Annotated in this window: 27 protein-coding genes; 18 read left to right on the forward strand and 9 right to left on the reverse strand. The window is 73.7% G+C overall.

The genetic code is table 11. From position 1 onward, the window contains the following. Positions 1–64: 64 nt before the first annotated feature. The 6 genes from ACWCYY_RS18890 to ACWCYY_RS18915 all read left to right on the forward strand — a co-directional run bounded on the left by ACWCYY_RS18890 (position 65) and on the right by ACWCYY_RS18915 (position 3,976). Complete coding sequence (locus ACWCYY_RS18890; RefSeq protein ID WP_449796691.1) at positions 65–1,021, forward strand: hypothetical protein; 957 nt, start codon at positions 65–67, stop codon at positions 1,019–1,021. Between the two features lie 107 nt (positions 1,022–1,128). Beyond that, positions 1,129–1,644 carry a hypothetical protein gene (locus ACWCYY_RS18895; RefSeq protein WP_449796692.1) on the forward strand — a complete coding sequence of 172 codons (516 nt, stop codon included), beginning with the start codon at positions 1,129–1,131 and terminating at the stop codon, positions 1,642–1,644. Between the two features lie 262 nt (positions 1,645–1,906). After that, a complete protein-coding gene (locus tag ACWCYY_RS18900) occupies positions 1,907–2,629 on the forward strand; it encodes a hypothetical protein (protein WP_449796693.1) in 723 nt (240 codons plus the stop codon). Continuing rightward, the gene (locus ACWCYY_RS18905; RefSeq protein ID WP_345288040.1) at positions 2,616–3,224 is read left to right on the forward strand and encodes a Fic family protein; all 609 of its coding nucleotides are present in this window, start codon (positions 2,616–2,618) and stop codon (positions 3,222–3,224) included. Before ACWCYY_RS18900 ends, ACWCYY_RS18905 begins: the two co-directional genes overlap by 14 nt. Before the next feature lie 98 nt (positions 3,225–3,322). Beyond that, on the forward strand, positions 3,323–3,517 hold the full coding sequence (locus tag ACWCYY_RS18910; protein ID WP_345288042.1) for a hypothetical protein: 195 nt from the start codon (positions 3,323–3,325) through the stop codon (positions 3,515–3,517). 15 nt (positions 3,518–3,532) lie between these two features. Beyond that, positions 3,533–3,976, forward strand: coding sequence for a LamG domain-containing protein (locus tag ACWCYY_RS18915; protein WP_345288044.1), 444 nt, complete (start codon positions 3,533–3,535; stop codon positions 3,974–3,976). A gap of 85 nt (positions 3,977–4,061) precedes the next feature. Here the strand turns inward: ACWCYY_RS18915 and ACWCYY_RS18920 are convergent, their stop codons facing one another. Continuing rightward, a complete protein-coding gene (locus ACWCYY_RS18920) occupies positions 4,062–4,214 on the reverse strand; it encodes a hypothetical protein (protein WP_345288046.1) in 153 nt (50 codons plus the stop codon). 12 nt (positions 4,215–4,226) lie between these two features. On the opposite strand from ACWCYY_RS18920, the gene ACWCYY_RS18925 reads away from it, so the two are divergent. From ACWCYY_RS18925 to ACWCYY_RS18940, 4 genes are all read left to right on the forward strand, one after another. After that, a complete protein-coding gene (locus tag ACWCYY_RS18925; RefSeq protein ID WP_449796694.1) occupies positions 4,227–4,679 on the forward strand; it encodes a hypothetical protein in 453 nt (150 codons plus the stop codon). Positions 4,680–4,799: 120 nt separating this feature from the next. Then, positions 4,800–5,219, forward strand: coding sequence for a VOC family protein (locus tag ACWCYY_RS18930; RefSeq protein ID WP_449796695.1), 420 nt, complete (start codon positions 4,800–4,802; stop codon positions 5,217–5,219). 86 nt (positions 5,220–5,305) lie between these two features. Next, on the forward strand, positions 5,306–6,022 hold the full coding sequence (locus ACWCYY_RS18935; RefSeq protein WP_449796696.1) for a pyridoxine/pyridoxamine 5'-phosphate oxidase: 717 nt from the start codon (positions 5,306–5,308) through the stop codon (positions 6,020–6,022). Positions 6,023–6,061: 39 nt separating this feature from the next. Continuing rightward, complete coding sequence (locus ACWCYY_RS18940; RefSeq protein ID WP_449796697.1) at positions 6,062–7,105, forward strand: hypothetical protein; 1,044 nt, start codon at positions 6,062–6,064, stop codon at positions 7,103–7,105. A 22-nt stretch (positions 7,106–7,127) separates the two neighbouring features. Here ACWCYY_RS18940 and ACWCYY_RS18945 read toward each other — a convergent pair whose 3' ends face one another. Beyond that, the gene (locus ACWCYY_RS18945) at positions 7,128–8,078 is read right to left on the reverse strand and encodes an SMP-30/gluconolactonase/LRE family protein (RefSeq protein ID WP_449796698.1); all 951 of its coding nucleotides are present in this window, start codon (positions 8,076–8,078) and stop codon (positions 7,128–7,130) included. Between the two features lie 148 nt (positions 8,079–8,226). Between ACWCYY_RS18945 and ACWCYY_RS18950 the strand changes: the two genes are divergently transcribed. Next, positions 8,227–9,186 (forward strand): serine/threonine dehydratase, encoded by a 960-nt coding sequence (locus ACWCYY_RS18950; RefSeq protein ID WP_449796699.1) that lies wholly within the window; start codon positions 8,227–8,229, stop codon positions 9,184–9,186. 58 nt (positions 9,187–9,244) lie between these two features. On the opposite strand, the gene ACWCYY_RS18955 is transcribed toward ACWCYY_RS18950, so the two are convergent. Further along, entirely contained in the window at positions 9,245–9,394 is a 150-nt protein-coding gene (locus ACWCYY_RS18955; RefSeq protein ID WP_345288058.1) for a hypothetical protein, read from the reverse strand. 443 nt (positions 9,395–9,837) lie between these two features. On the opposite strand from ACWCYY_RS18955, the gene ACWCYY_RS18960 reads away from it, so the two are divergent. The 4 genes from ACWCYY_RS18960 to ACWCYY_RS18975 all read left to right on the forward strand — a co-directional run bounded on the left by ACWCYY_RS18960 (position 9,838) and on the right by ACWCYY_RS18975 (position 13,260). After that, positions 9,838–10,110, forward strand: coding sequence for a hypothetical protein (locus ACWCYY_RS18960; protein ID WP_345288060.1), 273 nt, complete (start codon positions 9,838–9,840; stop codon positions 10,108–10,110). A gap of 70 nt (positions 10,111–10,180) precedes the next feature. After that, on the forward strand, positions 10,181–10,813 hold the full coding sequence (locus ACWCYY_RS18965; protein ID WP_345288061.1) for a hypothetical protein: 633 nt from the start codon (positions 10,181–10,183) through the stop codon (positions 10,811–10,813). Positions 10,814–10,918: 105 nt separating this feature from the next. After that, a complete protein-coding gene (locus ACWCYY_RS18970) occupies positions 10,919–11,560 on the forward strand; it encodes a hypothetical protein (protein WP_449796700.1) in 642 nt (213 codons plus the stop codon). Positions 11,561–11,787: 227 nt separating this feature from the next. Beyond that, positions 11,788–13,260, forward strand: coding sequence for an amino acid permease (locus ACWCYY_RS18975; protein ID WP_449796701.1), 1,473 nt, complete (start codon positions 11,788–11,790; stop codon positions 13,258–13,260). On the opposite strand, the gene ACWCYY_RS18980 is transcribed toward ACWCYY_RS18975, so the two are convergent. The 4 genes from ACWCYY_RS18980 to ACWCYY_RS18995 form a co-directional block, all read right to left on the reverse strand. Continuing rightward, entirely contained in the window at positions 13,247–13,531 is a 285-nt protein-coding gene (locus ACWCYY_RS18980; protein ID WP_449796702.1) for an acylphosphatase, read from the reverse strand. The two genes, ACWCYY_RS18975 and ACWCYY_RS18980, sit on opposite strands and share 14 nt — an antisense overlap. A 100-nt stretch (positions 13,532–13,631) precedes the next feature. Continuing rightward, positions 13,632–13,997, reverse strand: a complete 366-nt coding sequence (locus ACWCYY_RS18985) for a hypothetical protein (RefSeq protein WP_449796703.1) — start codon at positions 13,995–13,997, stop codon at positions 13,632–13,634. A 190-nt stretch (positions 13,998–14,187) separates the two neighbouring features. Then, a complete protein-coding gene (locus ACWCYY_RS18990; protein WP_449796704.1) occupies positions 14,188–15,102 on the reverse strand; it encodes an SDR family oxidoreductase in 915 nt (304 codons plus the stop codon). Positions 15,103–15,141: 39 nt separating this feature from the next. Next, a complete protein-coding gene (locus ACWCYY_RS18995; RefSeq protein WP_449796705.1) occupies positions 15,142–16,437 on the reverse strand; it encodes an alpha/beta hydrolase in 1,296 nt (431 codons plus the stop codon). 500 nt (positions 16,438–16,937) lie between these two features. Between ACWCYY_RS18995 and ACWCYY_RS19000 the strand changes: the two genes are divergently transcribed. From ACWCYY_RS19000 to ACWCYY_RS19010, 3 genes are all read left to right on the forward strand, one after another. Then, complete coding sequence (locus tag ACWCYY_RS19000; protein WP_345288335.1) at positions 16,938–17,966, forward strand: FecCD family ABC transporter permease; 1,029 nt, start codon at positions 16,938–16,940, stop codon at positions 17,964–17,966. Between the two features lie 133 nt (positions 17,967–18,099). After that, the gene (locus tag ACWCYY_RS19005; RefSeq protein WP_449796706.1) at positions 18,100–18,891 is read left to right on the forward strand and encodes an ABC transporter ATP-binding protein; all 792 of its coding nucleotides are present in this window, start codon (positions 18,100–18,102) and stop codon (positions 18,889–18,891) included. A gap of 11 nt (positions 18,892–18,902) precedes the next feature. Then, the gene (locus ACWCYY_RS19010; RefSeq protein ID WP_449796707.1) at positions 18,903–19,916 is read left to right on the forward strand and encodes an ABC transporter substrate-binding protein; all 1,014 of its coding nucleotides are present in this window, start codon (positions 18,903–18,905) and stop codon (positions 19,914–19,916) included. Between the two features lie 25 nt (positions 19,917–19,941). On the opposite strand, the gene ACWCYY_RS19015 is transcribed toward ACWCYY_RS19010, so the two are convergent. Next, positions 19,942–21,054, reverse strand: a complete 1,113-nt coding sequence (locus tag ACWCYY_RS19015; RefSeq protein WP_449796708.1) for a glycosyltransferase family 4 protein — start codon at positions 21,052–21,054, stop codon at positions 19,942–19,944. Between the two features lie 153 nt (positions 21,055–21,207). After that, the gene (locus tag ACWCYY_RS19020; protein ID WP_449796709.1) at positions 21,208–22,209 is read right to left on the reverse strand and encodes a hypothetical protein; all 1,002 of its coding nucleotides are present in this window, start codon (positions 22,207–22,209) and stop codon (positions 21,208–21,210) included. Positions 22,210–22,303 lie beyond the last annotated feature (94 nt).

Below are 22,303 nucleotides of genomic sequence, written 5' to 3' on the forward strand. Positions count from 1 at the left end.
CGTTCGGGGGAAGGCCCACTACGATGCCCAGGCACTGACGAACGGACTGGACGGGGGACGGCACGTGAGCGGCAACGGTGGAGGCGGGGGCGGCTACGGTCCGCCGACGGGAGCGCCGTACGGACCGCGGTACGGGCCGCCTCCCGGGCAGGGGGCGCCGGGGCCGGGACCGATCCCGCCGCAGGGCTACCCGTACGGACCTCCGCCGCCGGTCCCGCCCGGCCCGTACGCTCCGCCGGAGCCCCCGCCGCTGCTGCCGCCGGTCGAGCCCTCGCGCGCGCAGAAGATCCTGCGCGGCGTCCGCAACCCGTTCTACGCCGCCCAGCGGGCCTTCCGTCCCTCGCGCGCGGACCTGGCGGAGGACGCGTCGGTCCGCCGGCTCCAACTCTGGCGCACGGGGCTGGGATTGGCGGCCTACATCGGGCTGACGGCGACCTACCGGGCCGTGGCCGACGTCGAAGGCGTCAAGGCGATGGCGGACGACCGCTTCAACCAGAGCTGGTCCAGCGTCCTGGTGCTCGTCTGCACCTTCCCGCTGGTGGTCGGCGCCTTCATCGCGGCCGCCCGGGGCGACCTGCGGCGGACGTACCTGCGGCGGGCCCTGCGCCCGCTCGGCGCGGTGGCGGCCGTCATCGGATCGATGGCCACCTTCCCCCTCGCGATGGCCCCGGAGACCGCAGGATTCCGCGACGCGGTGGGCGTGGTGGGGACGGTCGTCCTCGCCGTGCTCTGCCTGTGGTCCCTCGGCTTCGCCCTCTACGGCATCGGCCTCTCCCTCGTCCACGTCTTCCGCACCGCCGACATCCACGAGGTACTCCCGCCGCTCCTCGCCGGGATCCTGGTCTGGGAGATGGCCCTCCTCGACGTCGTGACCGGCGCCTACTCCGAGGTCCCGCCGGCCGCCCGAGCCGCCTTCGTCCTCGGCGCTCCGATCACCGTGACGGCCCTCTCCTGGTGGGAGCTGCGCCGCCTGAAGGAGCATCACGGGCTGACGCTCCGCGAGGCGCTGGGCCGTTCCTGACGCGCGATGGCGATCTCCCGCATATGGGGTCCAACCAAGGTGAGCCCAAAAGCCGCCACGGGATGATCTGGAAGCTCTGAGTCGTACTCCGTGTCTACCACCGGGGCTTGGCCCTGTCCCGGGTGCGGGCGCGGCTGCTGGGCCTGGTCGACGTCGTTGGCCTGGACGGCAAGACGCTGTTCAACGCGCTCAAGCACAACGTCGCGGTGATCGGCTCGGAGGAGTGCGCCGACTGGTCCGAGCAGCTGCTGCCCTGGGAGCAGGTGGAGGCGAAGCTGCCGGATTACCTGGTCGAGGCGGGCCTGAGCACCCCGGGCGAGGCGCGGCCTTCGACGGCCGCTGCCCTGGTCGCCCAGCTGCGCGGGCGGCTGTCCGCCTCGGCGGCCGCGGCGGACGGCGAGTGCCCGGACAACGACGAGCTGTTCGTCGACCCCGACACGGGGGCGCCGAAGCTCATGGGGCCCGCCAGGCGGAGAAGCCGCGCCGCACCGCGCAGGTGCTGGAGCAGGCCGTCAAGGAGCGGATGCCCGAGCGCACCCTGCTGGGGATCGTGGCCCGCACCGCGTACTGGATCGAGTGGTGGAACCGGTTCGGACCGGCGTCCGGCAATGACCCGAAATTGAGGGACCCGTTCGGCCGGTGCGAGTACTCCACCCACGAACTCGGTATCCCCCGACGACTACGACGCCCGCCTGGACGTTGACTTCAGCGTGCTCGGCGACGACGACGAGGCGGCAGCGGCATGACCGACGAACCGACACCGTCGGAAAACCGATCGCGGTCCCAGGGTCATTGAGCCGAGACTGATGGGTCGATCACATCGGACAGGAAGAGTGGCCAGCCCTGACGTACAACCGTGACACCCTGCCCTTCCCCGAGAACCGTGTGCCCCGCGTCACCTACGAGGGCATCCGGGACTGGGATCAGTTCGACCCTGCCCGCCACTCGTTCGCCTGGGACGAGGACGAGGAGGAACGCCTCCGCTCGCTGGTCCGCGAGTGGGTGCCACCCGTGCTCTCCGGTATGGCTGGCTGGTGGCAGGGAGAACGCTGGTGCGAGAGCCAGGTGGACGCGGTCCTCCGGGAGCGATACGGCACCTGGACCTGGGGATGGAGCTGGTCCTACCGCGACGGCGGGCCCATCGGCTACTGGGTCAGCGCGTCAAGCTCGGTGACAACCCCCGACGAGACCGCAGCACGCGTCGTAGCCGCGCTACTGGAGTGGCGAGCCTGGCTGGAGCGGACGACCCAGCGCTTCGCCGAACTGGCGCCGCCGCCGGACGCCTCACCCGAGGATCGCAGCTGGCATCTGGAACGGGCCTGCGTCCGGCTCGTGACCCACGCGCTGGACTCGGGCGCGGACAACGCCTGGCGCGGCCAGACCTCGATCGTCCTGGGCTGGTTCCTCACCAGCACCGGCATGGACCGGGCCGAGGCCGAGCTAGCGGTGGAGCGCGCGATCGGCGGCCGGTTCAAGAGCTGGGTCTACCCGGAACGAACCCTGATCGAATCCGTCGGCGAGGACCTCGCCGTCGGCCTCACCGGCCACGCCCCGTACCAGGACCACCGTGAGAGGGCGGCGCTTGAGGAGTTCCATGACCACTACTGACAGCCTTTCGGACTGGCTGCGCGTACGCCGCGAGGTCGACTGGCAACACGCACCGGCTCTACAACGGGTCCCGACCGACCGCGATGGGTTCCAGTCCTGGTGCGAGGGTCCGGTGCGCCGACGTGACCCGATTCGCGCCGAACGTCTGCTCGCCGCACACACCCTGGCCCGAGAAGATGCCGCACGCCAGACCCCGCTGAATTTCGCGCTCCTGGCCGGTTGGCAACGCGAAGTCCTCGCTGCAGCAGAGGCACCGTTCCGCGTGAGCGACGCCTATGCGAAGGCTGGCCGCGAGCGCTACGGTCTTACCCCTCACACGCAGGCCGACTTCGATTCCTGCCTGCGCGAGACGACCGACCCGGACATCCCGCTGGCGGCACGCGCGGCCCGCGCCTACCTCGACGTGGCGTTCTTCCACCCCTTCACCGATGGCAACGCCCGCGCCGCACTGTTGACCTTGGTCCATGTTCTGGCGCGGGAGGACATCGTCCTTCCTGAGGTCGGCCCCCTCCAGACCACCCGCTACGCGGATGACCCGGCCGGTGCCGCCGACCTTGCCACTCTCATCGGTGTGCTCAACCGCCGCCGACACTGAAGCGTTCGGCGAGAGCACCGACAACTTCCGCCGGGCTGCCGTCGGGCAGCGGACCAGCCTCCGGTCGGCAAGTCGCCTCGGAGAACACGATGTTGACCATGCAGAGCGACGGCAACCTGGTCCTCGCCGCGAAGAACTCGGCCCGCGCACTGTGGGCCTCGCAGACCTGGGGACACAACGGGGCCACCGCTCTCATGCAGCCGGACGGCAACCTCGTGATCCACGACCAGGGCGGCAATCCGATCTGGCACACCAACACCCACGGTCACGCCGGTGCCGTGCTCGCGCTGTAGAACGACCGCAACCTGGTGGTCTACCAGGGCACCACACCGCTGTGGCACAGCAACACCTTCCAGGCCGCAGCGCCCGGCATCGTCAGTGACACCGGCTACACCGTCTCCGCCTGGGTGAAGCTGAACGGCAGCACCGGCACCGACCAATCGGTCATCTGCCAGCAGGGCGACAACGTCCCCTCGGTGAACCTGTTCTACCGCGAGGCCAGCCGGTCGTGGGACGTGATGACGACCAGTCAGGACTCGAGCGCCGCGCACTGGATCTCCGTCGGCGCGTCCGGAGGGTCGGCCTACCCCGGTGCCTGGACCCACATCGCCGCGACCTACTCCGCGGACACCGAGGTCCTCGCCTTCTACGTGAACGGCGGTCAGGTGGGGTCCGCGAGGATGCCTTCGCCGTGGGTCGCTGCAACGGCACCGGAGCGCAGAGGTTCACCCCCGGCACCGGCGGCACCCTGAGGCACACCCCCGGCGGTGGCTCCGCCGGACTCTGCGTCAACGTTCCGAACTCGAGCAACGTGCCGGGAACCCAGCTGCAGCTCTACTACTGCAACGGCACGGACGCCCAGCGCTGGACCCGCACGTAGCCCAGCCCGTCCACGATCGAGCCCGGCCCGGCCCGGGGCGCCAGCCCCGGGCCGGGCTCGGCGGGGTTGGGGAGCCGGGTTAGGGTGCCGGGGACACGGCGTCGATCCACGGACGGACACCCATGCTGAACCCGCTCGACGCTCCCGAGGCGGTGCTGGCCGCGGCCGAGCCGCTGGAGGAACTGCTCGACGACTGCAACCACGTGTCGTCGGTGGAGCTGTACCCCGTGTTCCCCGCAGGCGGGATGACGGCCGCTCAGCTCGGCGAGGCGGTGGGGCCGGTGAGGTGGTTCGAGCGGCCGGAGGAGTGGCGGGAGGTGTTCCTGGGGGCGGTGTCGAAGGGGTTCATGCAGCCCGTCGCCCGGTACGGGGACCCCGGCCTGCGCACCCCCGAGGAGCTGCGCCGTACCGGCGAACTCGCCGAGGGCATCGCCGACCTGATCGAGGCCCACCTGGGGCCGGTCCGCCGCTGCGGCGACGTCGGGAACGCCCGGGTGGGTCAGATCTGGTGGCGCTCCCTGCTGGTGGTGACGGAGGAGTGGGCCGGGGTCCTGTACCTGGAGGTCTTCGACTGAACCTGCGGCCGTGGCGGTCGGCAGGGGTGGTCGGTGGGGGTCGTCAGTGGGGGTTGTCGGTCGGGGTTGTCAGTGGGGAACGGCAGAATCGCACCGACCGGTGTACCAGGGAGGACGACCATGCGACGACGACTCAACCTGATCCTGCTGGGGGCGCGGGACGTGGCCGCCTCGGTGGCCTTCTACCAGGGGCTCGGCTGGGAGCGGTCCAAGGCCGGCTCGGACGAGTTCGCGCTCTTCGAACTCGGCGGGGTCGCGGTCGCGTTCCAGTCGCGGGAGGCCTTCGCGGCCGACGCGCGGCTCCCCGACCGGGGGCCGGGCGGCTTCGCCGGCTTCGCGCTGGCGTACGTGGCCCGCAGTGCGGAGGAGGTGTACGCGGTGATGGCGAAGGCGGAGGAGCTGGGCGCCACCGTCACCCGCCCGGCCGGTGCGAACGCCTGGGGCCACAGCGGCTACTTCACCGACGCGGACGGCCACCTCTTCGAGGTGCTGTACGAGGACGGCTGGATCTTCGACGAGCACGACGACCTGGTGCTCTGACCTCACGGTCCGGCAGGTTCGGCCCGGCGCGCGGGGCACGGCAGAATGACCGTCGGCAGCGGGGGACGTGGCGTCAGGAGGCCGGGATGAGCGAGGGTGTTGTGCACGGGCAGGGCACGGGGCAGCACAGTGGGAAGGAGCGGCTCGCGGAGTTGCGCGGGCTGCTGCGGAGCCGGCCGCCGATGGCCCGCGAACTGCCGGGGTTCGACCCGGCCGCCGCGCCGGAGGACCCGGCCGAGCTGCACGTCGAATGGCTGCTCGCCGCGATGACGCAGGAGGTCCCGGACGCCCAGTTGGTCACCGTGTCCACGGTGGACGCGGACGGGCGCCCGGACGCGCGGGTGGTCGGGCTGCGGGACATCGACCCGGAGACCGGGACGTGGAGCTTCGTCGCCGACCGGCGGAGCCCGAAGGGCCGTCAGCTGGCGGCCACGCCCTGGGCCGCGATGACCTCGTACTGGCCGCCGATGGGGCGGCAGGTGCGGCTGCGCGGGCCGGTCACGGCCCTCGACCAGCAGGACGCGCCGCGGGAGGAGCGCAGCGTCAGCCCCGCCGCGCACGCCGCCGCCCTGGTCGGCCGGCAGAGCGAGAACATGCGGTCGGCGGAGGAGTTCGGACCGCTCTGGGAGCGGGCGCTGGTGCTCGCCAACGCGGACCCCGACGGGCCGGTGCCCGGGCTGACGCGCTATCTGCTGCGGCCGGACACGGTGGAGTTCTGGCAGGGGGACTCGGGGCGGCGCCACGTGCGGCTGGCGTACTGCCGGGGGCAGGACGGGTGGCGGCGCTCGCTGCTCTGGCCCTGACCGCTCCGGAGGCGGGGCTCGTGCGATGATCGCTGGGTGGTGAGCGTGGACAGCCGGTGGCGGGAGCGGGATCGGGGCCGAGCGGTGGGCCGGCCGGTCGCGGCGGTGGTGGCTGCCCTGGTGGTGGTGCTCGGGCCGGTCGCCGGGCCCGCGGCGGCAGAGGGGTCGCGGCGCGAGTTCACCCTGCGGGACGAGCGGATCACCGAGTCCAGCGGACTGACGGCGAGTCAGCGGCGCCCCGGCGTCTACTGGACCCACAACGACAGCGACGACGGCCCCTACGTCTACGGGGTCGAGGCCGCCACCGGCCGCACGGTGGCGACCCTCACCCTGCGCGGGACCAAGCCGCGGGACGTGGAGGCCGTCGCGCTCGGCCCGGACCACCAGCTCTACCTCGCCGACATCGGGGACAACTTCCACGGGAAGTGGCCCGAGGTCTGGCTCTACCGCTTCACCGAGCCGGAGCAGCTGCGCGACCAGACCGTCCAGGTCACCAAGTACCGGGTGCGGTACGAGGACGGGCCGCGCGACGCGGAGGCCCTGCTGGTGCACCCCGTCACGGGGCGGGTCTACATCGCGAGCAAGGACCAGAGCGGCGGCCACCTGTACGAGGGGCCCGAGAGCCTGGCGAGCACCGGGGTGAACGTCTTCCGGCCGGTCGGCGACGTGCCGTGGGTGACGGACGGCGCGTTCTCGCCGGACGGCCGCCGGGTGGTCCTGCGCGGGTACTTCTGGGCGAAGCTGTACGACTGGAAGGACGGTGCGCTGGGGGCCGAGAAGTCCGTCTCCGTCCCCTTCCAGAGGCAGGGGGAGTCGGTCACCTTCACGGCGGACGGCGCGGCGCTGCTGTTCGGCAGCGAGGGCAAGGACTCGGAGGTGTGGCGGGTCCCGGTGCCGGATGCCGCCCCGAAGCCCCAGCCGACCCCGAGCCCCGGCACCGGCCCCGCGGGCACCCCGGCCCCGGCTCCCGCCCCGACGGCCACCGAGCAGCCGACCGGCCCCAACCACCTGGGCGCCCTCCTGCTGGCCGTGGCCGCAGGCGTGGCCCTCCTCCTCTGGCGCAAGGGCCGCACCAAGTCCTGACGCGCGCGGTGGTGAGGGGGCGTCAGCAGAGGGGGTCGGGGACGGCGGAGACGGTGTACGGCGGGGTGCCCGGGGCGTGGTCGAGTTGGCTGTTGACGACGTAGAGGCGGCAGTCGTGGCGGGCCAGGGTGGTGGGGGAGTCGAAGGGGGCGCCGGTGAGCCGGTGGGTGACGGTGCCGGTGCGGAGGTCCGGGTCGAGCTCGGCGACGTAGACGCCGGACGGGGCGCCGTAGTTGAGGACGGCGTAGAGGGAGCGGCCGGCCAGGACCATGCCGTCGGCGCCGAAGGACTGGTCGCCCAGGTCGAGGCGGGAGACGGCGGAGCTGGCGGTGTCGATCCGCCAGACGGCCTCGGTGCCGTTGGAGGCGACCAGGAGGGTGGCGCCGTCGGGGGTGGCGACGATGCCGTTGAGCAGCCAGTACCGGGCCGGGAACTGCGGGAGGGCGGGGCGCAGGTCCAGCCAGGGCAGGAGCGGACCCGGGCGGCCGTCGCGGTCGAGGGCGGCGCGCAGGACGGAGGGGTTGGCCCAGTCGGTGACGTAGACCGCGTCCGGCGTGATCACCAGGTCGTTGAGGTCGGGCGCACCGAGCGGGCCCTCCGGGGCGGTGCGGCGGGTGAGCAGGCGGCCGTCCGGGGCGTGCACGGCGAGGGTGGCGCCGCCGACCGAGAAGACCCGGCCCCGCCGGTCGGTGTGCACGCCGAGGGTGCGGGTGCGGTCGGCGACGCCCTGGGCGACGAAGGGACGCAGCCAGGGGACGGCGACCTGGCCGCGGTAGAGGCGGCCGGTGGCCGAGGAGGAGACGTACACGGTGCCGTCGCGGTCGATCGCGATGCCCTCGGGCAGGACGCCCGGGTCGCGGGAGACGAGGTAGTCGGAGGGGCGGGGACAGGGGGCGGCGACGGCCTGGCCGAGCGGGGCCAGGGCGAGGCCGAGGGCGGTGGCGGTCAGGGTCAACGAGCGGGTGAGGGACATGAGTTGGACCTCCTTCGGCCATCAGACTGGCGCGCTGGGGGCCTTGCGGACCCCTCCTTTCGTCCCTGTCCTAAACCCACTGGTCAGGGGGGTGGGGTCGCGGCGTACGGTACGGGTCACAGGACCCCTGCGGACGAGGAGCAGCGACGTGACCCGACCCGGTTTCGACTACCAGGACGTCAAGGCGGCCGGCGAACGGATCGCCGGAGCGGTACGGCCGGTGGGGGTGGTGCCGGGCGGCCGGGAGGGGGTGTGGTTCGCGCTGGAGCAGCTCCAGCACACCGGGAGCTTCAAGGCCCGGGGCGCGCAGAACTTCCTGCGGGCGCACCGGGAGGCCGGGACCCTGCCCGAGGCCGGGGTCACCATCGCCTCCGGCGGCAACGCCGGGCTGGCCTGTGCCTGGGCGGCCGGACAGCAGGGCGTCCCCGCCACCGTCTTCCTGCCGGAGAACGCACCGGAGGTGAAGGTCGCGCGGCTGCGGGCCTACGGGGCGGACGTCCGGCTGGTCGGGCGGGAGTACGCGCAGGCGCTGGCGGCCTGCCAGGAGTACGCGGGGGAGAGCGGGGCGCTGGCCTCGCACGCCTACGACCACCCGCTGATCGCGGCCGGGGCCGGGACGCTGCTGGACGAGATCCGGGCCGGACTACCGGGCGTGGACACGGTGGTGGTCGCGGTGGGCGGCGGCGGCCTGTTCGCGGGGGTGGCCACGGCGGCGGCCGAGCACGGGATCCGGACGGTGGCGGTCGAGCCGGAGAACTGCCGGGCGTTGAACGCGGCGATCGGTGCCGGGCGGGTGGTGGACGTGGACGTGGACTCGGTGGCGGCGGACTCGCTGGGTGCCCGGCGGGTCTCGACGACCGCGCTCGCGGTGGCCCTCGCGGGTGGGGTCGGCGGGGTGGAGTCGGTGCTGGTGCCGGACGCGGCGATCGTCGAGGCCCGGCGGGCGCTCTGGGAGGAGCACCGGCTGGTGGTGGAGCACGCGGCGGCCACGGCGCTGGCGGCGGTGCGGCACGGCGCGTACCGGGCGGCGGAGGGGGAGCGGGTCTGCATCGTGCTCTGCGGGGCGAACACCGACCCGGCGGGTCTGGCGGGGGACGACGGGTCCTGACGGAGCGTCGGGCACGACCGTGAGGGCCGCGCCGGTCGGGGACCGGCGCGGCCTTCGGTCATCCGTTCGTCGTACGCCTCAGTTCATCACGCAGAGCGCGCACCGAGCGGATCGCTTTCACGAGCTTCTGCGACAGGGGCGGGACCTGGTCGAAGAGATAGCCGAGCACCGTGATGCTCCCGGCGATCCCCGCCACGATGGTGGTCACCCATCCGGCAGTTTCCATCTCTGGCCTTCCGAGGAAGAGGGACTGGGGTGCGGTGGCAGCCCGGTGACGGGGGATGCACCAGGTGCCCACGCGGCTCCCCTGCGGATGCCTCCGCAGCCGCTCCTCCTCGGCGCGCCGGCAGGAAGGCCCGCCCTCACGCGCTCCGCCTCCGGCGGCCCCCTCGGGTCCGGTCCGGCCAAGACCATGCCTCCCCTAGGTCACGTACGCCCCACCGCGGAGGGTCCCTGACGGTCCGTCAGCGGTGGCGCACGCCCGACAGTACTCCTGGTGCGGGCCCGGCACCGGGTGAAGGCCGTTCGTCAGGAGGCTGCGGGCGACTGTGGCCAGGGAGGGTCGCGAGGCGGGATGATGAGCCCGTGCTCCCTCCTCGACTGCTGTGGTGCGACCCGCGTCCCATCCCCAGGGACAACCTGCAGGAACCGGTGACGAGCGTGGTCCGCGACCCCGGGTTCTACGAGCCGACCGATGAGGACGACTGCACGTCCTTCGGATACGTCTGCCAGTCGCACGACGGTCCCTACCGAGGTGACGCCTGCCAGGGCGGACCGTCACATCTCGTCGCCCTGGTCTGCGCGGAGCACGGGCTCGAGAACATGTGGCCGGACGACCGCATGCTGATGTTCCCGGACGGATTCACCCCGCCACTGAGCAACGAGCAGGTGGTCTGGGCACGTGCGGAGGACGACTTCTCGTGACTCGCGCACAGGGCTCAGTGAGAACGCTCGCCCTTCGCTGCGACCCAGTTGACCGTGTGGGGAGCTCGGTGTGAGGGAACTGCAGGACGCCGTGACCGGCCTGCTGCCTGCCGTGGTGGTGGCGCGGATCGCACCCGAGAACTGCCCCGCATGGCTGAACCGGCCCGGCCGCGTCGAATGTGCCGGGATGTGGGAGACGGTCTCGACCGTCTACGGCGCACTGACGGGGCTGGTTCTGCCGGAGCTGGCTCCCAGCCGGGAGTGGCGGCGCCTGGACGTGGTGCTGACCTACGAGGGCGGCCGGCAGCAGATCCTGGAGATCGACGAGAGACAGCACTTCACCGGTGCGCGTGCCGTGGCCTTGGAGCTCTACCCGTCGAGCGTGAGGCTGGGCTTCGACGCCGGACAGTGGCTGGCCCGATCGCGGGCGCTGACCGGGCGTGAGCCCGGCGGCGGGTTCGCCAAGGCCAAGCCGCCGCTGTTCCCGGGCGTCGGAGGTCGCCACCGTCAGCGTGCTTTCCGGGACACGCTGGCGGATCTCCTTCCGTCCGAGCACGGCTGGCTGCCGACCATCAGGATCAGCGATACGGAGGTCCGCGCGGTGCTCACCGCCCCGGACCCCGCCTCCGCACTCGGCACCCTGCTCGGCCAACGGGGAGTACCGGGCCACGGTCTTCTGCTCCCAGGAGTCGCTGGGGACTGACGCGCCTTCGTCCCGCGCGAACGGATGTGACGGTCGCTGCCGCAGCTCGAGGGGTGGCGGTGGACTGCCGGTCGGGATCGGTGCGGGCGCTGGTAGGTTCGTGTGGTGGGTGAGCAACTGCCGAGCGGCGGGATCGAGTTGTCGGCCGAGGAGATCGAGGCGCTCGACGCCAGGTGGTCGTCCTGCTGGACGCCGGGGGAGGTCGCGCGGCGGTTGGGCGGGGTCGGTGCGCCCTGGTACGTGGCTGCGGGGTGGGCGTTGGAGCTGTTCCGGGGTGGGCCGACGCGGGTGCACGGGGACATCGAGATCGGGATCCCGGCGGCGGCCTTCGGTGAGGTCCGCGATCGTCTTCCCGGGTACGTGTTCGATGCGGCGGGCAGCGGCCGGATCTGGGAGGACGCTGCGCCGGAGGTGCTGGCCGCCGTGCACCAGACGTGGGTGCGCGATCCGGTCAGCGGGGACTACCTGGTGGACGTGTTCCGCGAGCCGCACGACGGCGACACCTGGATCTGCCGGCGCGACGAGGGGATCCGGTTCCCGTACGAGGAGATCGTCCGCCGCACCGGGGACGGCATCCCGTACCTGGTGCCCGAACTGGTTCTGCTGTTCAAGGCCAAGCACCTGCGCCCCAAGGACCAGTGGGACTTCGAGGCGACCGTGCCGCACATGAGCCCGGCGCAGCGGCGGGGCCTGGCCGGGCTGCTGGACCGCATGCACCCGGGGCACTCCTGGATCGCGGACCTGTAGCGGGCCTGGTCAGGGCGCCGGACGGGGCCGGAGGGGGCCGATGCTCAGAGGGGGCTCAGAACTGCGTGGTCAGAGGGTGGGGACCTGACGGAGAGACCGGGGAATCCCACTGCGGGGGGCTGCGGCGGGGCAGCATGTGGCCGATGCCACGTGACCGTGGCCCCCGCCGTCGGCGCGCTCGGGGACCCCGGGCGGACCCCGGCGGCCCGAACCGCAAGGACATGCCCATGGACTCCACCAGAACCCGTCCGCAGCAGGGTGACCCCACCACCGGTCGCCCGCCGGCGGAGCCAGGACAGCCGCAGGACGGCCTGCACGCCGGTCTGAAGAACCGTCACCTGTCGATGATCGCGATCGGCGGGGTGATCGGCGCCGGCCTGTTCGTCGGGTCGAGTGCCGGGATCGCCAAGGCCGGACCGGCCATCCTGCTGTCGTACCTGCTGGTCGGCGTGCTGGTGGTGCTGGTCATGCGGATGCTCGGCGAGATGGCGGCGGCCAGTCCGGACCCGGGGTCGTTCTCGGCGTACGCGGACCGGGCGCTGGGCCGCTGGGCCGGGTTCTCGATCGGGTGGCTGTACTGGTTCTTCTGGGTCGTGGTGCTCGCCGTGGAGGCCACGGCCGGGGCGGTGATCCTGGAGGGCTGGGTCCCGGCCGTGCCGCAGTGGGCCTGGGCGCTGATCGTGATGGCGGTGCTGACCGTCACCAACCTGGGTTCGGTCGCCTCGTACGGCGAGTTCGAGTTCTGGTTCGCCGGCATCAAGGTGGTGGCGATCGGCGTCTTCGTGGTGATCGGCCTGCTCGCGGTCTTCGGGCTGCTGCCGGGCTCGGACAACCCGGGCGCGGGCCTCGCCCACCTGACCGACACCGGCGGCTTCTTCCCGCACGGGGCCGGGGCGGTGCTCACCGGTGTGCTGATGGTGGTCTTCTCCTTCATGGGCAGCGAGATCGTCACGCTGGCGGCCGGCGAGTCGGCCGACCCCCGACGGGCCGTCACCCGGGCCACCAACTCGGTGATCTGGCGGATCGCCGTCTTCTACCTGGGCTCGATCCTGGTGGTGCTCACCCTGCTGCCGTGGAACGACCCGGCGATCACCGCCAAGGGCTCCTACGTGGCCGCGCTGGACTCGATCGGCATCCCGCAGGCGGGCACCATCATGGAGGTGGTGATCCTCACCTCCGTGCTGTCCTGCCTCAACTCCGGCCTCTACACGGCCTCCCGGATGGCCTTCTCGCTCGGTGAGCGCGGCGACGCGCCCGCCGCCTTCGCCCGGGCCAACCGCCGCGGCGTGCCGGTGGCGGCGATCCTCGGCTCGGTGGTCTTCGGCTTCGTCGCGGTGTACTTCAACTACGCCTTCAAGGACACCGTGTTCAGCTTCCTGCTGAACTCCTCCGGGGCGATCGCGCTCTTCGTCTGGCTGGTGATCTGCTGCACCCAGCTGCGGATGCGCGGCATCCTGCTGCGCGAGCGGCCGGAGGGGCTGACGGTGAAGATGTGGCTCTTCCCGTACCTGACCTGGGCGGCCATCGCCATGATCGTCTTCGTGATCGGCTACATGTTCACGGACGAGGAGAACCGCGAGGTGGTCTCGCTCTCGCTCGCGGTGGCGGCCTTCGTGGTGGCGCTGGGCGTGTGGCACGGATGGCGCAAGCGGGCCGAGCGGGCGGACCGGACCGACCCGAAGGTGCTCAGCGGATCGTGAAGCCCGGGTGGTCGGTGGTCGGGGAGCTCCAGCGCTCGGCCACCGACTCCACCCGGCCCGGCGTGTCACCCCCGCGCAGCCACTCCAGCAGGCGCGCGCACTCCGCGCGGCCGCCGTCGGCCAGCACCTCCACGCCCCCGTCGGCGAGGTTGCGGGCGTAGCCGGTCAGCCCGCCGATCGCCTCCGCCCGCTCCCTGACGGACCATCGGAAGCCGACGCCCTGGACGAGTCCGTGGACGAGGGCGGTCAGCCGGGTGCGGTCGTCGGTCATGGACCCACGGTAGCCGAGCCCCGGGCGCCGGGCCGGAAGGACGGCGGGCGCCGCCCCGGGACAGGGTGGCGCCCGCCGTCGCGAGGGGTGGGCCGGCTCGTCAGCAGGTGATGTACTTCATCTGCACCGAGGTGAAGTAGCCCGAGGGCGCGTCGAGGGTGAAGCCGCGCGAGGTGCCCTTGCCGGTGGCCCAGTCACCGTCCACGACGCCGCCGTTGGAGAGGACGCCGCGGACGAACGGACAGCGGCCGTCGGCCTTGGTGTCGTGCACGGTGCCGGTCACCTTGGTGTTGTAGTTGCACCACTTGCCGTTGGCGTAGCCCTCGCCCGAGCTGATGCTCCAGTTCTGGGTGCAGGAGTCCGCCGCGAGGGTGGTGGCCTGTGCTCCGGCGGCCGGGAGCAGCAGCGCGGCGAGCGAGAGCGCGCCGGCGCCGAGGGCGGAGACGAGGGTGCGGGTCCTGGTCATGGGGTCCTCCGGTTGGTGGTGTGTTGACCTGTCCATGACTATGTCGTGACCCGACGCGGGGCGGGTCGCCGGAGCCTGCCCCGGGCTTGAATTCGTCCACGGACGACCGGAAGCCCGCTGCTTGACGGAGAGCCGGATTCCGCAGGTCACGCACCCCGCGTCGAACGGAGCGGTCCGCTCAGCGGCCTGCTCAGCGGTAGCCGGTGGTGTCGGCGGGACGGCCCGGGTCCTGGACCTCGACCATGTAGCGCCAGGCGTCCGGGCGGCTGCCGTCCAGGTCGGTGAAGCCGTACTCGCGGGCGAGCTGCCCGCTGGAGAGCGACTGCCCGTTCCACCGCTCCCGCTGCGGGTCGGCGGCCAGGGCGGCCACCGCGCGGCCGACGTAGGACGGGGTCTCCGAGATGGCGAAGTGCGGGACCTTCTCCAGGGCCTCGCGCCAGGTGGCCTCGGTGACGCCGAAGGTCTCCAGCATGATCTCGGAGCGCATCCAGCCCGGGGTGAGCGCCACCGCCGTGGCGCCGCGCGGCCCGAGCTCGTGGCCGAGGGCGAAGGCCATCCGCAGCACCGAGGTCTTGGCGAGGTCGTAGAAGAGGTTGATCCGGTAGTTCTCCCGGTTGTACTCGGCCGTGCCGTCGGTCATCTCCACCACCAGTCCGCCGGGGTGGCGCAGCAGCAGCGGCAGCGCGTGGTGGCTGGTCACGGCGTGCGTCTCCACCGCCAGGCGCAGCAGGCGCAGACCGTTCGTCAGGTCGTGCTCCCAGACCGGGGTGTCCCACTCGAAGAGGTGCTCGGCGCCCCAGATGTCGTTCACCAGCACGTCCAGCCGCCCCTGCTCGGCGTCGATCCGCCGCACCAGCGCCTCGACCTGTTCGGGCACCAGGTGGTCCGTCACCACCGGGACGCCGCGCCCGCCGGCCGCGTCCACCAGCTCGGCGGTCTCCTCCACCGTCTCCGGCCGGTCGTACTCCGAGCGGCGGCCCCGGGTGGAGCGGCCGGTGCAGTAGACGGTGGCCCCCGCCGCTCCCAGCTGCACCGCGATGCCCCGCCCGGCGCCCCGGGTGGCTCCCGCCACCAGGGCCACCCGTCCCGTCAGTTCCGTTGCCACGTCCACTCCTTCGCTCCGCGGTCCGGTCCGCCCGGAACGCTACCGGTCGAGTCCGTCGAACCACCGGACGATCTGCGGCGCGGCCGCCCGCAGGGTCGCGAAGTGGCCCGCGTCCTGCCCCTGGTCGAGGATGGGGGCCCGCACCCCGTGGGCGGCCAGCGCGGCGGCACAGGAACGGGAGTTGGCGATCGGTACGTCGCGGTCCCCGGTGGAGGCGTAGAGCCGCACCGGTGCCGCGGGCCGCCAGTCGCAGCCGCCGTCGGTGGCCTCCAGCGCGGCCGACAGCCCGGGGCCGGGCCGGTCCAGCTGGCGCAGGAAGGAGTCGGTGAGCAGCTCGCGGACCGTGCCCGGGAGGGCGGTCACCACCTGCTCCTCGGTGTGCCGGGTGTCGAACAGCCCCTCCACCACCCCGGCGTACGGTGCCCGGAAGGCCTCGGCCGGATCCCGGTAGACCGGGTGCAGGCGGTTGGCCGCCGTCAGGTAGTAGGAGAGGTAGAAGACGGCGGAGCGCTCGTCCACCCGGCCGTCCAGGATCGCGGGGAGCTCCGCGCCCCGGACGTCGTGCGGCCCGGCCACCGGGGCCAGCCCGCGCAGCCGCAGGTGGCGGTCGGCGCCCCGGGAGAGCTCGCGGCCCAGCGCCATCGCCACCTGGCCGCCCTGCGAGAAGCCGGTCGCGTACACGTCCCCGGTGAGCGGCCGGCCGAGGCGGCGGCCCGCCTCGCGGGAGGCGCGCAGCAGGTCGAGCGAGGCGGAGACGGCGGAGCGGGTGTCCATGTAGGGGTGGAGGCCCGGGCCGAGGCCGAGCCCGAGGTAGTCGGGCGCCGCCACGGCCCGGCCCGCCGAGGCGTGCAGGTACGGGGTGAGCTTGCCGAAGTCCCCGGCGGTGGAGGGCGCGTCGTCGCGGTTCACCATGGTGCCGTGGGTGTCGGAGACCACGGCCAGCCGGTGCGGGCCACCCTCGGGCAGCGCGAACAGGCCGGTGGCGGTGGTGGGAGCGCCCTGCGGGGTGACGGTGCGGTAGGTGAGCCGGTAGGCGGCGACGCCGTGGCGGACGGTGGCGGTGTCCACCCCGAAGTCCCGCGCGTAGGCGGCGACCTGGGCGGGGGTCAGGCGGGCGAGCGGGGTGACGGCCAGCAGCTCGCCCCGGCCGGCGGTGCGCTCTGTCGGCGAGGTCGGCGAGCCCGGGACGGGGGCCGGGGTGGCGGCTGCGGCCGCCGGGGCGGCGAGGCCGACCGCGAGCAGGACCGCGGCGGCGGCCGCGAGGGCCCGGCGGGCGCGGGCGCGGGTGCGGGAATGGTGCTGCGGGGGAAGGGAGTTGTGCGATCCGGTGGTCATGACGAGGAGGCTACGGTCGGGCGGGACGGGCCCGGTACCCGGTCAGCACCCGAGCTCGGGCGGGGGCTGGCCCCCGGGTCCGCCGTCCGGTCCGCCCCCGGGTGTGCCGGGTGACACAGGGATGGGCCCCTTACAGGTGAGGTGAGCCTTGCTATGCTGCCAGGGCGTCCCGAGGGAGAAGTCCGGTGAGAACCCGGCGCTGACCCGCAACGGTGGAACGGCCCCTGACGGTCCGTGAGCCCGATCGCCCCCGGCGGCGCGGTCCTCCCGAGAACTCGCCGCGGACTGCGAGGGGATGCCGAACGGCGCGCCCGCCGGAGCGCGCGGACGCCCGCCGTCCGCCGCCGCCCGGGCCCGGCCGGTCGCGCCCCCGTACGCCCGGGGCCCGACCGAAGGCCCAGCCGTTGAGCAGCGCGACCACCGCCACCGGACCTCCCGGCAGCGCCACCAGCCCGCCCGGCCGGCCGGGCCCGCCCCGACCGGCCGCGGCCCGGCGACCGCTGCGCACCGCGCCACTGGCCCTCGGCCTCGGCGCGGCGCTGCTGGCCTCCCTGGTCTGCGGGGTCGCGCTCGGCTCCTCGGGGCTGAGCCTCGGTCAGGTCGCCCACTTCCTGCAGGCCGGGCTCACCGGCGGGCGGATCCACGCCGACCAGGTGGCCGGCTACACCATCGTCTGGGAGATCCGGCTGCCCCGGGCGGTGCTCGCCGCCGTGGTCGGCGCCGGGCTGTCCGCCGTCGGCGTGGCCGTCCAGGCCATGGTGCGCAACGCCCTGGCCGACCCCTTCGTCCTCGGCATCTCCTCCGGCGCCGCCGTCGGCGCCAACGCCGTCCTGCTGCTCGGCGCGTTCGCCTCGCTGGGCGTCTGGGCGCTCTCGCTCTCCGCCTTCAGCTCGGCGCTGGCCGCGATGGTCCTGGTCTACGCGGTGGCCCGCACCGCCCACGGCCTCACCCCGCTGCGGCTGGTGCTCACCGGAACTGCCCTCGCCTACGGCTTCTCCGCCGTCACCTCGCTGATGGTCTTCTCCGCGGAGCGCGGCGAGGCCGCCCGGACGGCGATGATGTGGCTGCTCGGCAGCCTCGGCGGCGCCACCTGGGCCTCCGTCCCGATCGCGGCCGCCACCGTCCTGGCCGGGCTGGTCTACCTGCTGGCCGCCGCCGGGAGCCTGGACGCGCTGGCCATGGGCGACGAGACGGCCGCCGCCCTGGGCGTCGACGCCGCCCGCCTGCGGCGGGCCCTCTTCCTGGTGACCGCCGCCGTCACCGGCACCGTGGTCGCGGTGAGCGGGGCGATCGGGTTCGTCGGCCTGATGGTGCCGCACCTGGCCCGGATGCTGGTCGGGGCCGGCCACCGACGCGTGCTGACGGTCGCTCCGCTGCTGGGCGCGGTGCTCCTGGTGTGGGTGGACATCGTCTCGCGCCTGCTGCTCGCCCCGGCGGAGCTGCCGGTCGGCGTGATCACGGCGGTGCTGGGCGTGCCCTGCTTCCTGCTGCTGATGCGGCGGCGCACCTACAGCTTCGGCGGGCGCTGATGGGGGCCGGGGAGCGCAGGCCGACGGGGGCTCGGGAGCGCACGCCGACGGGGGCCGGAGAGCGTACGCACACCATGACGGCGGCCCGGACGCGGGATCCGCGGGCCGCTCGCCGCACTGCGGGAGGCCGAGGATGAAGGTCGAGATCGACGCGGTCTCGGTGGAGATCGCCGGGGCGCGGCTGGTGCACGAGGCCAGCCTGGAGGCCGAGAGCGGACAGGTGATCGGGCTGGTGGGGCCGAACGGCAGCGGGAAGTCGACCCTGCTGCGGACCGTCTACCGGGCGCTGCGCCCGAGCAGCGGCGCGGTCCGGCTGGACGGCGACGACCTGCACGGGCTGACGGCCCGTGAGGGGGCCCGCAGGGTGGGGGCGCTGCCGCAGGAGACGGTGGCCGAGTTCGACTTCACGGTGGCGGAGGTGGTCGGCATGGGCCGCCTGCCGCACCGCCGCGGCTTCACCGGCCCAGGCCCCGAGGAGGCCGCCGACACCACCGCCGCGCTGGCCCGGGTCGGGGCCGACCACCTGGCCGGGCGGGGCTTCCTCCACCTCTCGGGAGGCGAGAAGCAGCGGGTGCTGATCGCCCGCGCGCTGGTCCAGCGTCCGCACGTGCTGGTGCTGGACGAACCGACCAACCACCTGGACATCGCGCACCAGTTGGAGGTGCTGGCCCTGGTCCGCGACAGCGGCCTCACCGTCCTCACCGCCCTGCACGACCTCAACCTGGCCGCCGCCCACTGCGACCTGCTGTACGTCATCGCCGGCGGCCGCATCGTCACGTCCGGCCCGCCGGCCGAGGTGCTCTCGGCCGAGCTGCTGGCCGAGGTCTTCGGGGTGCGCGCCCACCCCGTCCGGCACCCGGTCACCGGGGCCGTGCAACTGCTCTTCGACCGTCTCACCACCGACTCTCCCGCCCACCACTCCTGAGGGACCATCACGTGCTGTTCACCACCGCCCGCCGTACCCTGGCGGCCGCCGCCGCCCTGAGCCTCTGCACCGGCCTGGCCGCCTGCGGCGCCGAGGTCGCCCCCCCGGCGGACGCCGCCGCGTCGGCGCACTATCCCGTCACCGTCGACAACTGCGGGCGGCAGGTGACGTACCAGCAGAAGCCCGGCCGGGTGGTCACCAACGACATCGGCATCACCGAGCTGATGCTCGCCCTGGGCCTGGCCGACCGGATGGCCGGGTACGTGATGCCGGACGAGAAGGGCGACCTGTCGGCCGTCGCCTGGGGCAAGGAGTACGAGCGCACCCCGTGGCTCTCCAAGAAGGAGATCACCAAGGAGCTGGTGCTCGACGCCAAGGCGGACCTGGTCTTCGCCGGGTGGAACTACGGCTGGAACGAGAGCACCGGCCTCACCCCCGAGGGCCTGGGCAAGCTGGGCGTCGGCTCGTACACGCTCACCGAGTCCTGCCGCAACGGCAAGGAGAAGGCGCGCGGCGTGATGCCGCCGCTGGACGCCCTCTACGCCGACCTCACCAACCTCGGCCGGATCTTCGAGGTGGAGGCGAAGGCGCAGCAGCTGATCGACGGGTTCAAGGCCGAGGTGGCGAAGGCCGAGGCCGCCGCCCCCGCGAAGCGCCCCTCGGTCTTCCTCTACGACAGCGGCCAGGACAAGCCGTTCACCTCCGGCCGGTTCGCCGCGCCCGAGCAGATCATCACCAAGGCCGGCGGCCGGAACGTCTTCGGCGACCTGGACGACTCCTGGACCACCGTCGGCTGGGAGGCCGTGGTCGCCCGCGACCCGGAGGTCATCGTCATCAACGACTACGGCGACACCAGCGCCGAGGCGAAGCGGCAGTTCCTGAAGTCCTACCCGCCGCTGGCCCAGGTCTCCGCCGTCAAGAACGACCGCGTCTTCGTGCTCTCCTACGTCGACCTGGTCGAGAGCCCCCGCAACCCCGCCGCGATCACCCGCCTGGCCACCTACCTGAAGGGCGTCGCGGGCTGATCGGCCGGCGCCCGTCGGACGGGTTCTAGCGCCAGGGGCGGTGGTCGGTGGGGAGGCCGGCGAGGACGCGGGCGGTGCGGGCGTGCCAGGTGTGGTGGGTGAGGTGCCGGCGCAGGGCGCCGGTGGCGAGGCGTTCGCGGAGCTCCTGGTCCTCGGTCAGGCGGCGGACGGCCTTGACCCAGTCCTCGACCGAATCGGCCGGGCAGAGGAGGGAGTTGACCTCGTCGGTGAGCAGCTCGCGCAGGACGGGGTGGTCGGAGGCGACCACGGCGCGGCCGTGGGCGAGGTACTCGGGGAGGCAGGTGGGGACGGTGCGGCGGCCGGCGCCGTCGGCGTGCTGCTGGTGGGGTGCCAGCACCAGGTCGAAGGCGCGCAGGTAGCGGGTGATCCGGGAGGGCGGCCGGTGGCCGTGGAAGTGCACGTTGACGGAGCGGCAGCGGTCGCGCCAGTGCCGGACCTCGGCCTCCGTCCCGCCGACCAGGTGGAAGTCCGCCTCCGGTAAGCGCTCCGCCAGGGCGAGGAGCAGCCCGGTGCCCCGCCCGGTGGACGGACGGCCGATCCAGCCGATGCGCACAGCGCCCTCCCGGCCCGGCAGTTGGGCCACCGGGCCGTCGGCCGGGACGGGATCGGCGGCCGGCAGGGCGGTCAGCCGGTCCGTGCGGGGCGACCCCGGGAGGGAGTGCTGCAGCTCCTCGGCCAGCGCGTGCGAACCGGTCACCACCCGGCGCAGCCGGCGGCGGCGCAGCAGCCGGTGCTCCAGCGCCCGGTCCAGCCGCCCGGCCGGGAGGCGGTCGACCTCGCGGACCATCGGCGCGAGGTCGGCGCAGACCAGCAGGGCCGCGCGGTCGTCGCCGTACAGCAGGTCCGGCACGGCCCGGCGGCGGAGCTCCGCGCGGACCCGCCGGGCCCGCAGCCAGGGACCGACCAGCGGCACGGCGGGCTGGGCGACGGTGCGGACCTCGAAGCGGTTGCGGGTCCCGTAGTAGGCGTAGAGGTCCTCGTCCGGTACCGACCCGGGCCGGGCGTACAGGATCACCTGGTGCCCGGCGTCCACCAGGGCGTCGCACATCCGCACCGCCCGCACACCGGCGGCGCGGTCGGTGGGGATGCTGCCGTCGTGCAGGTACGCGATCCGCATGGTTCGGGGCCTCCGCAGGCGGGACTGGACCCCTCATGCTTCCCGCTGTCCACATCCCGTCACAACGGCGCCGGGGTGCCGACGGTGGTACGCCGGGGCGCACGGGGGGCGTGGCAGTGGCGGCGGTGCGGATCACCCGGTGGTCAGGGGCGGTCAGAACAGCGCGGTCTGCTCGACCGGGCGGGAGCGGAGCAGCTCGGTGAGGCCCGTACAGGGCGCCGGGGCGCACGGGCGGAGCGTCCAGCCGGTGAGCAGGCGGGTGTCCAGCAGCAGCGGGACGGGCTCGCGGCCGGGCACGGGCTCGCGACCGGGGACGTGCTCGCGGCCGGGGACGGGCGGGGACTGATCGGGCGTCAGGAAGAGCTGCTGGCCGACCGGTGCGTGCAGCACCCCGCTCAGCCGGGCCCCGTCGGAGAGCGCCGTGACCTCCCGGTACGCCGGCGGTGGCCCCTCGGCCAGGCCGAACAGCTCCACCTGATCGACCACCGGCCCGTCCGGGAAGAGCTCCACCGCGTGCCCGGCCAGCACCGGCAGCACCTCGGCCCGCAGCGCCCTGACGGCCTCCGCCCGCCCCCGCGGCCCGGGCAGGTGCCACCACCCCTGGTTCTTGGCCTTGGTGGTGAACCGCTCCCGGGCCAGCCCCGCCTGGGCCACCGTCAGCTCCGCCCGCCGCACCCCGGGCAGCGGCCCGCGCGCCAGGAAGGTCCAGACCGGGGCCGCCTGCTCCAGCAGCCGTGCGCTGCCGCGCTGCTCCGCCGTCAGGCCGACCTTCGCCAGGCCCGGGCCGAACCAGGCCAGGTACAGCCGGTACGTCCGCCCGTCGTCCACCACCCGGTCCCGGGCCAGTGCCAGCCCCTGGTCCGCGTCCTGGCAGGACGGGCACTGGCCGGACTTCCCGGCCGGGTCGAGCAGGGCCGAGGTGGGGCAGGGGTGGTGGCGGTGCGCCGTCCGGATGCCGGTGCAGCGGCGGGGCCCGGCCACCTCCCAGCCGATCCGGGTGCCCGTGCCGATCTCGCGGCGGTGCTCCTCCGTTCCGCGGGCGGCCGTCAGCTGCGGCACGCCCTCGCGCCAGCGCAGCCCCGTCGCCGTCCACCCCCGCACCGCCGGCCCGGTGGCCTCCCGGGCCTCCGTGGGCTCCGCCTGGTTCCCGTCCATGGGACGTGAGCGTACGGCCCGCCACTGACAGATCACAGGGCTGCGGGCCGGATGACCTGGGATCCCCCTGGGAAGACCATCGGACGATCGGCTA

Source organism: Kitasatospora sp. NPDC001664, assembly GCF_053596675.1.

Bases quoted from the DNA above. Each gene is read 5' to 3' on its own strand.
- ACWCYY_RS18905 (WP_345288040.1), top strand. From the start codon at position 2,616: ATGACCACTACTGACAGCCTTTCGGACTGGCTGCGCGTACGCCGCGAG.
- ACWCYY_RS18910 (WP_345288042.1), top strand. From the start codon at position 3,323: ATGCAGAGCGACGGCAACCTGGTCCTCGCCGCGAAGAACTCGGCCCGC.
- ACWCYY_RS18925 (WP_449796694.1), top strand. From the start codon at position 4,227: ATGCTGAACCCGCTCGACGCTCCCGAGGCGGTGCTGGCCGCGGCCGAG.
- ACWCYY_RS18930 (WP_449796695.1), top strand. From the start codon at position 4,800: ATGCGACGACGACTCAACCTGATCCTGCTGGGGGCGCGGGACGTGGCC.
- ACWCYY_RS18935 (WP_449796696.1), top strand. From the start codon at position 5,306: ATGAGCGAGGGTGTTGTGCACGGGCAGGGCACGGGGCAGCACAGTGGG.
- ACWCYY_RS18945 (WP_449796698.1), bottom strand. From the start codon at position 8,078: ATGTCCCTCACCCGCTCGTTGACCCTGACCGCCACCGCCCTCGGCCTC.
- ACWCYY_RS18975 (WP_449796701.1), top strand. From the start codon at position 11,788: ATGGACTCCACCAGAACCCGTCCGCAGCAGGGTGACCCCACCACCGGT.
- ACWCYY_RS18980 (WP_449796702.1), bottom strand. From the start codon at position 13,531: ATGACCGACGACCGCACCCGGCTGACCGCCCTCGTCCACGGACTCGTC.
- ACWCYY_RS18985 (WP_449796703.1), bottom strand. From the start codon at position 13,997: ATGACCAGGACCCGCACCCTCGTCTCCGCCCTCGGCGCCGGCGCGCTC.
- ACWCYY_RS18995 (WP_449796705.1), bottom strand. From the start codon at position 16,437: ATGACCACCGGATCGCACAACTCCCTTCCCCCGCAGCACCATTCCCGC.
- ACWCYY_RS19005 (WP_449796706.1), top strand. From the start codon at position 18,100: ATGAAGGTCGAGATCGACGCGGTCTCGGTGGAGATCGCCGGGGCGCGG.
- ACWCYY_RS19015 (WP_449796708.1), bottom strand. From the start codon at position 21,054: ATGCGGATCGCGTACCTGCACGACGGCAGCATCCCCACCGACCGCGCC.
- ACWCYY_RS19020 (WP_449796709.1), bottom strand. From the start codon at position 22,209: ATGGACGGGAACCAGGCGGAGCCCACGGAGGCCCGGGAGGCCACCGGG.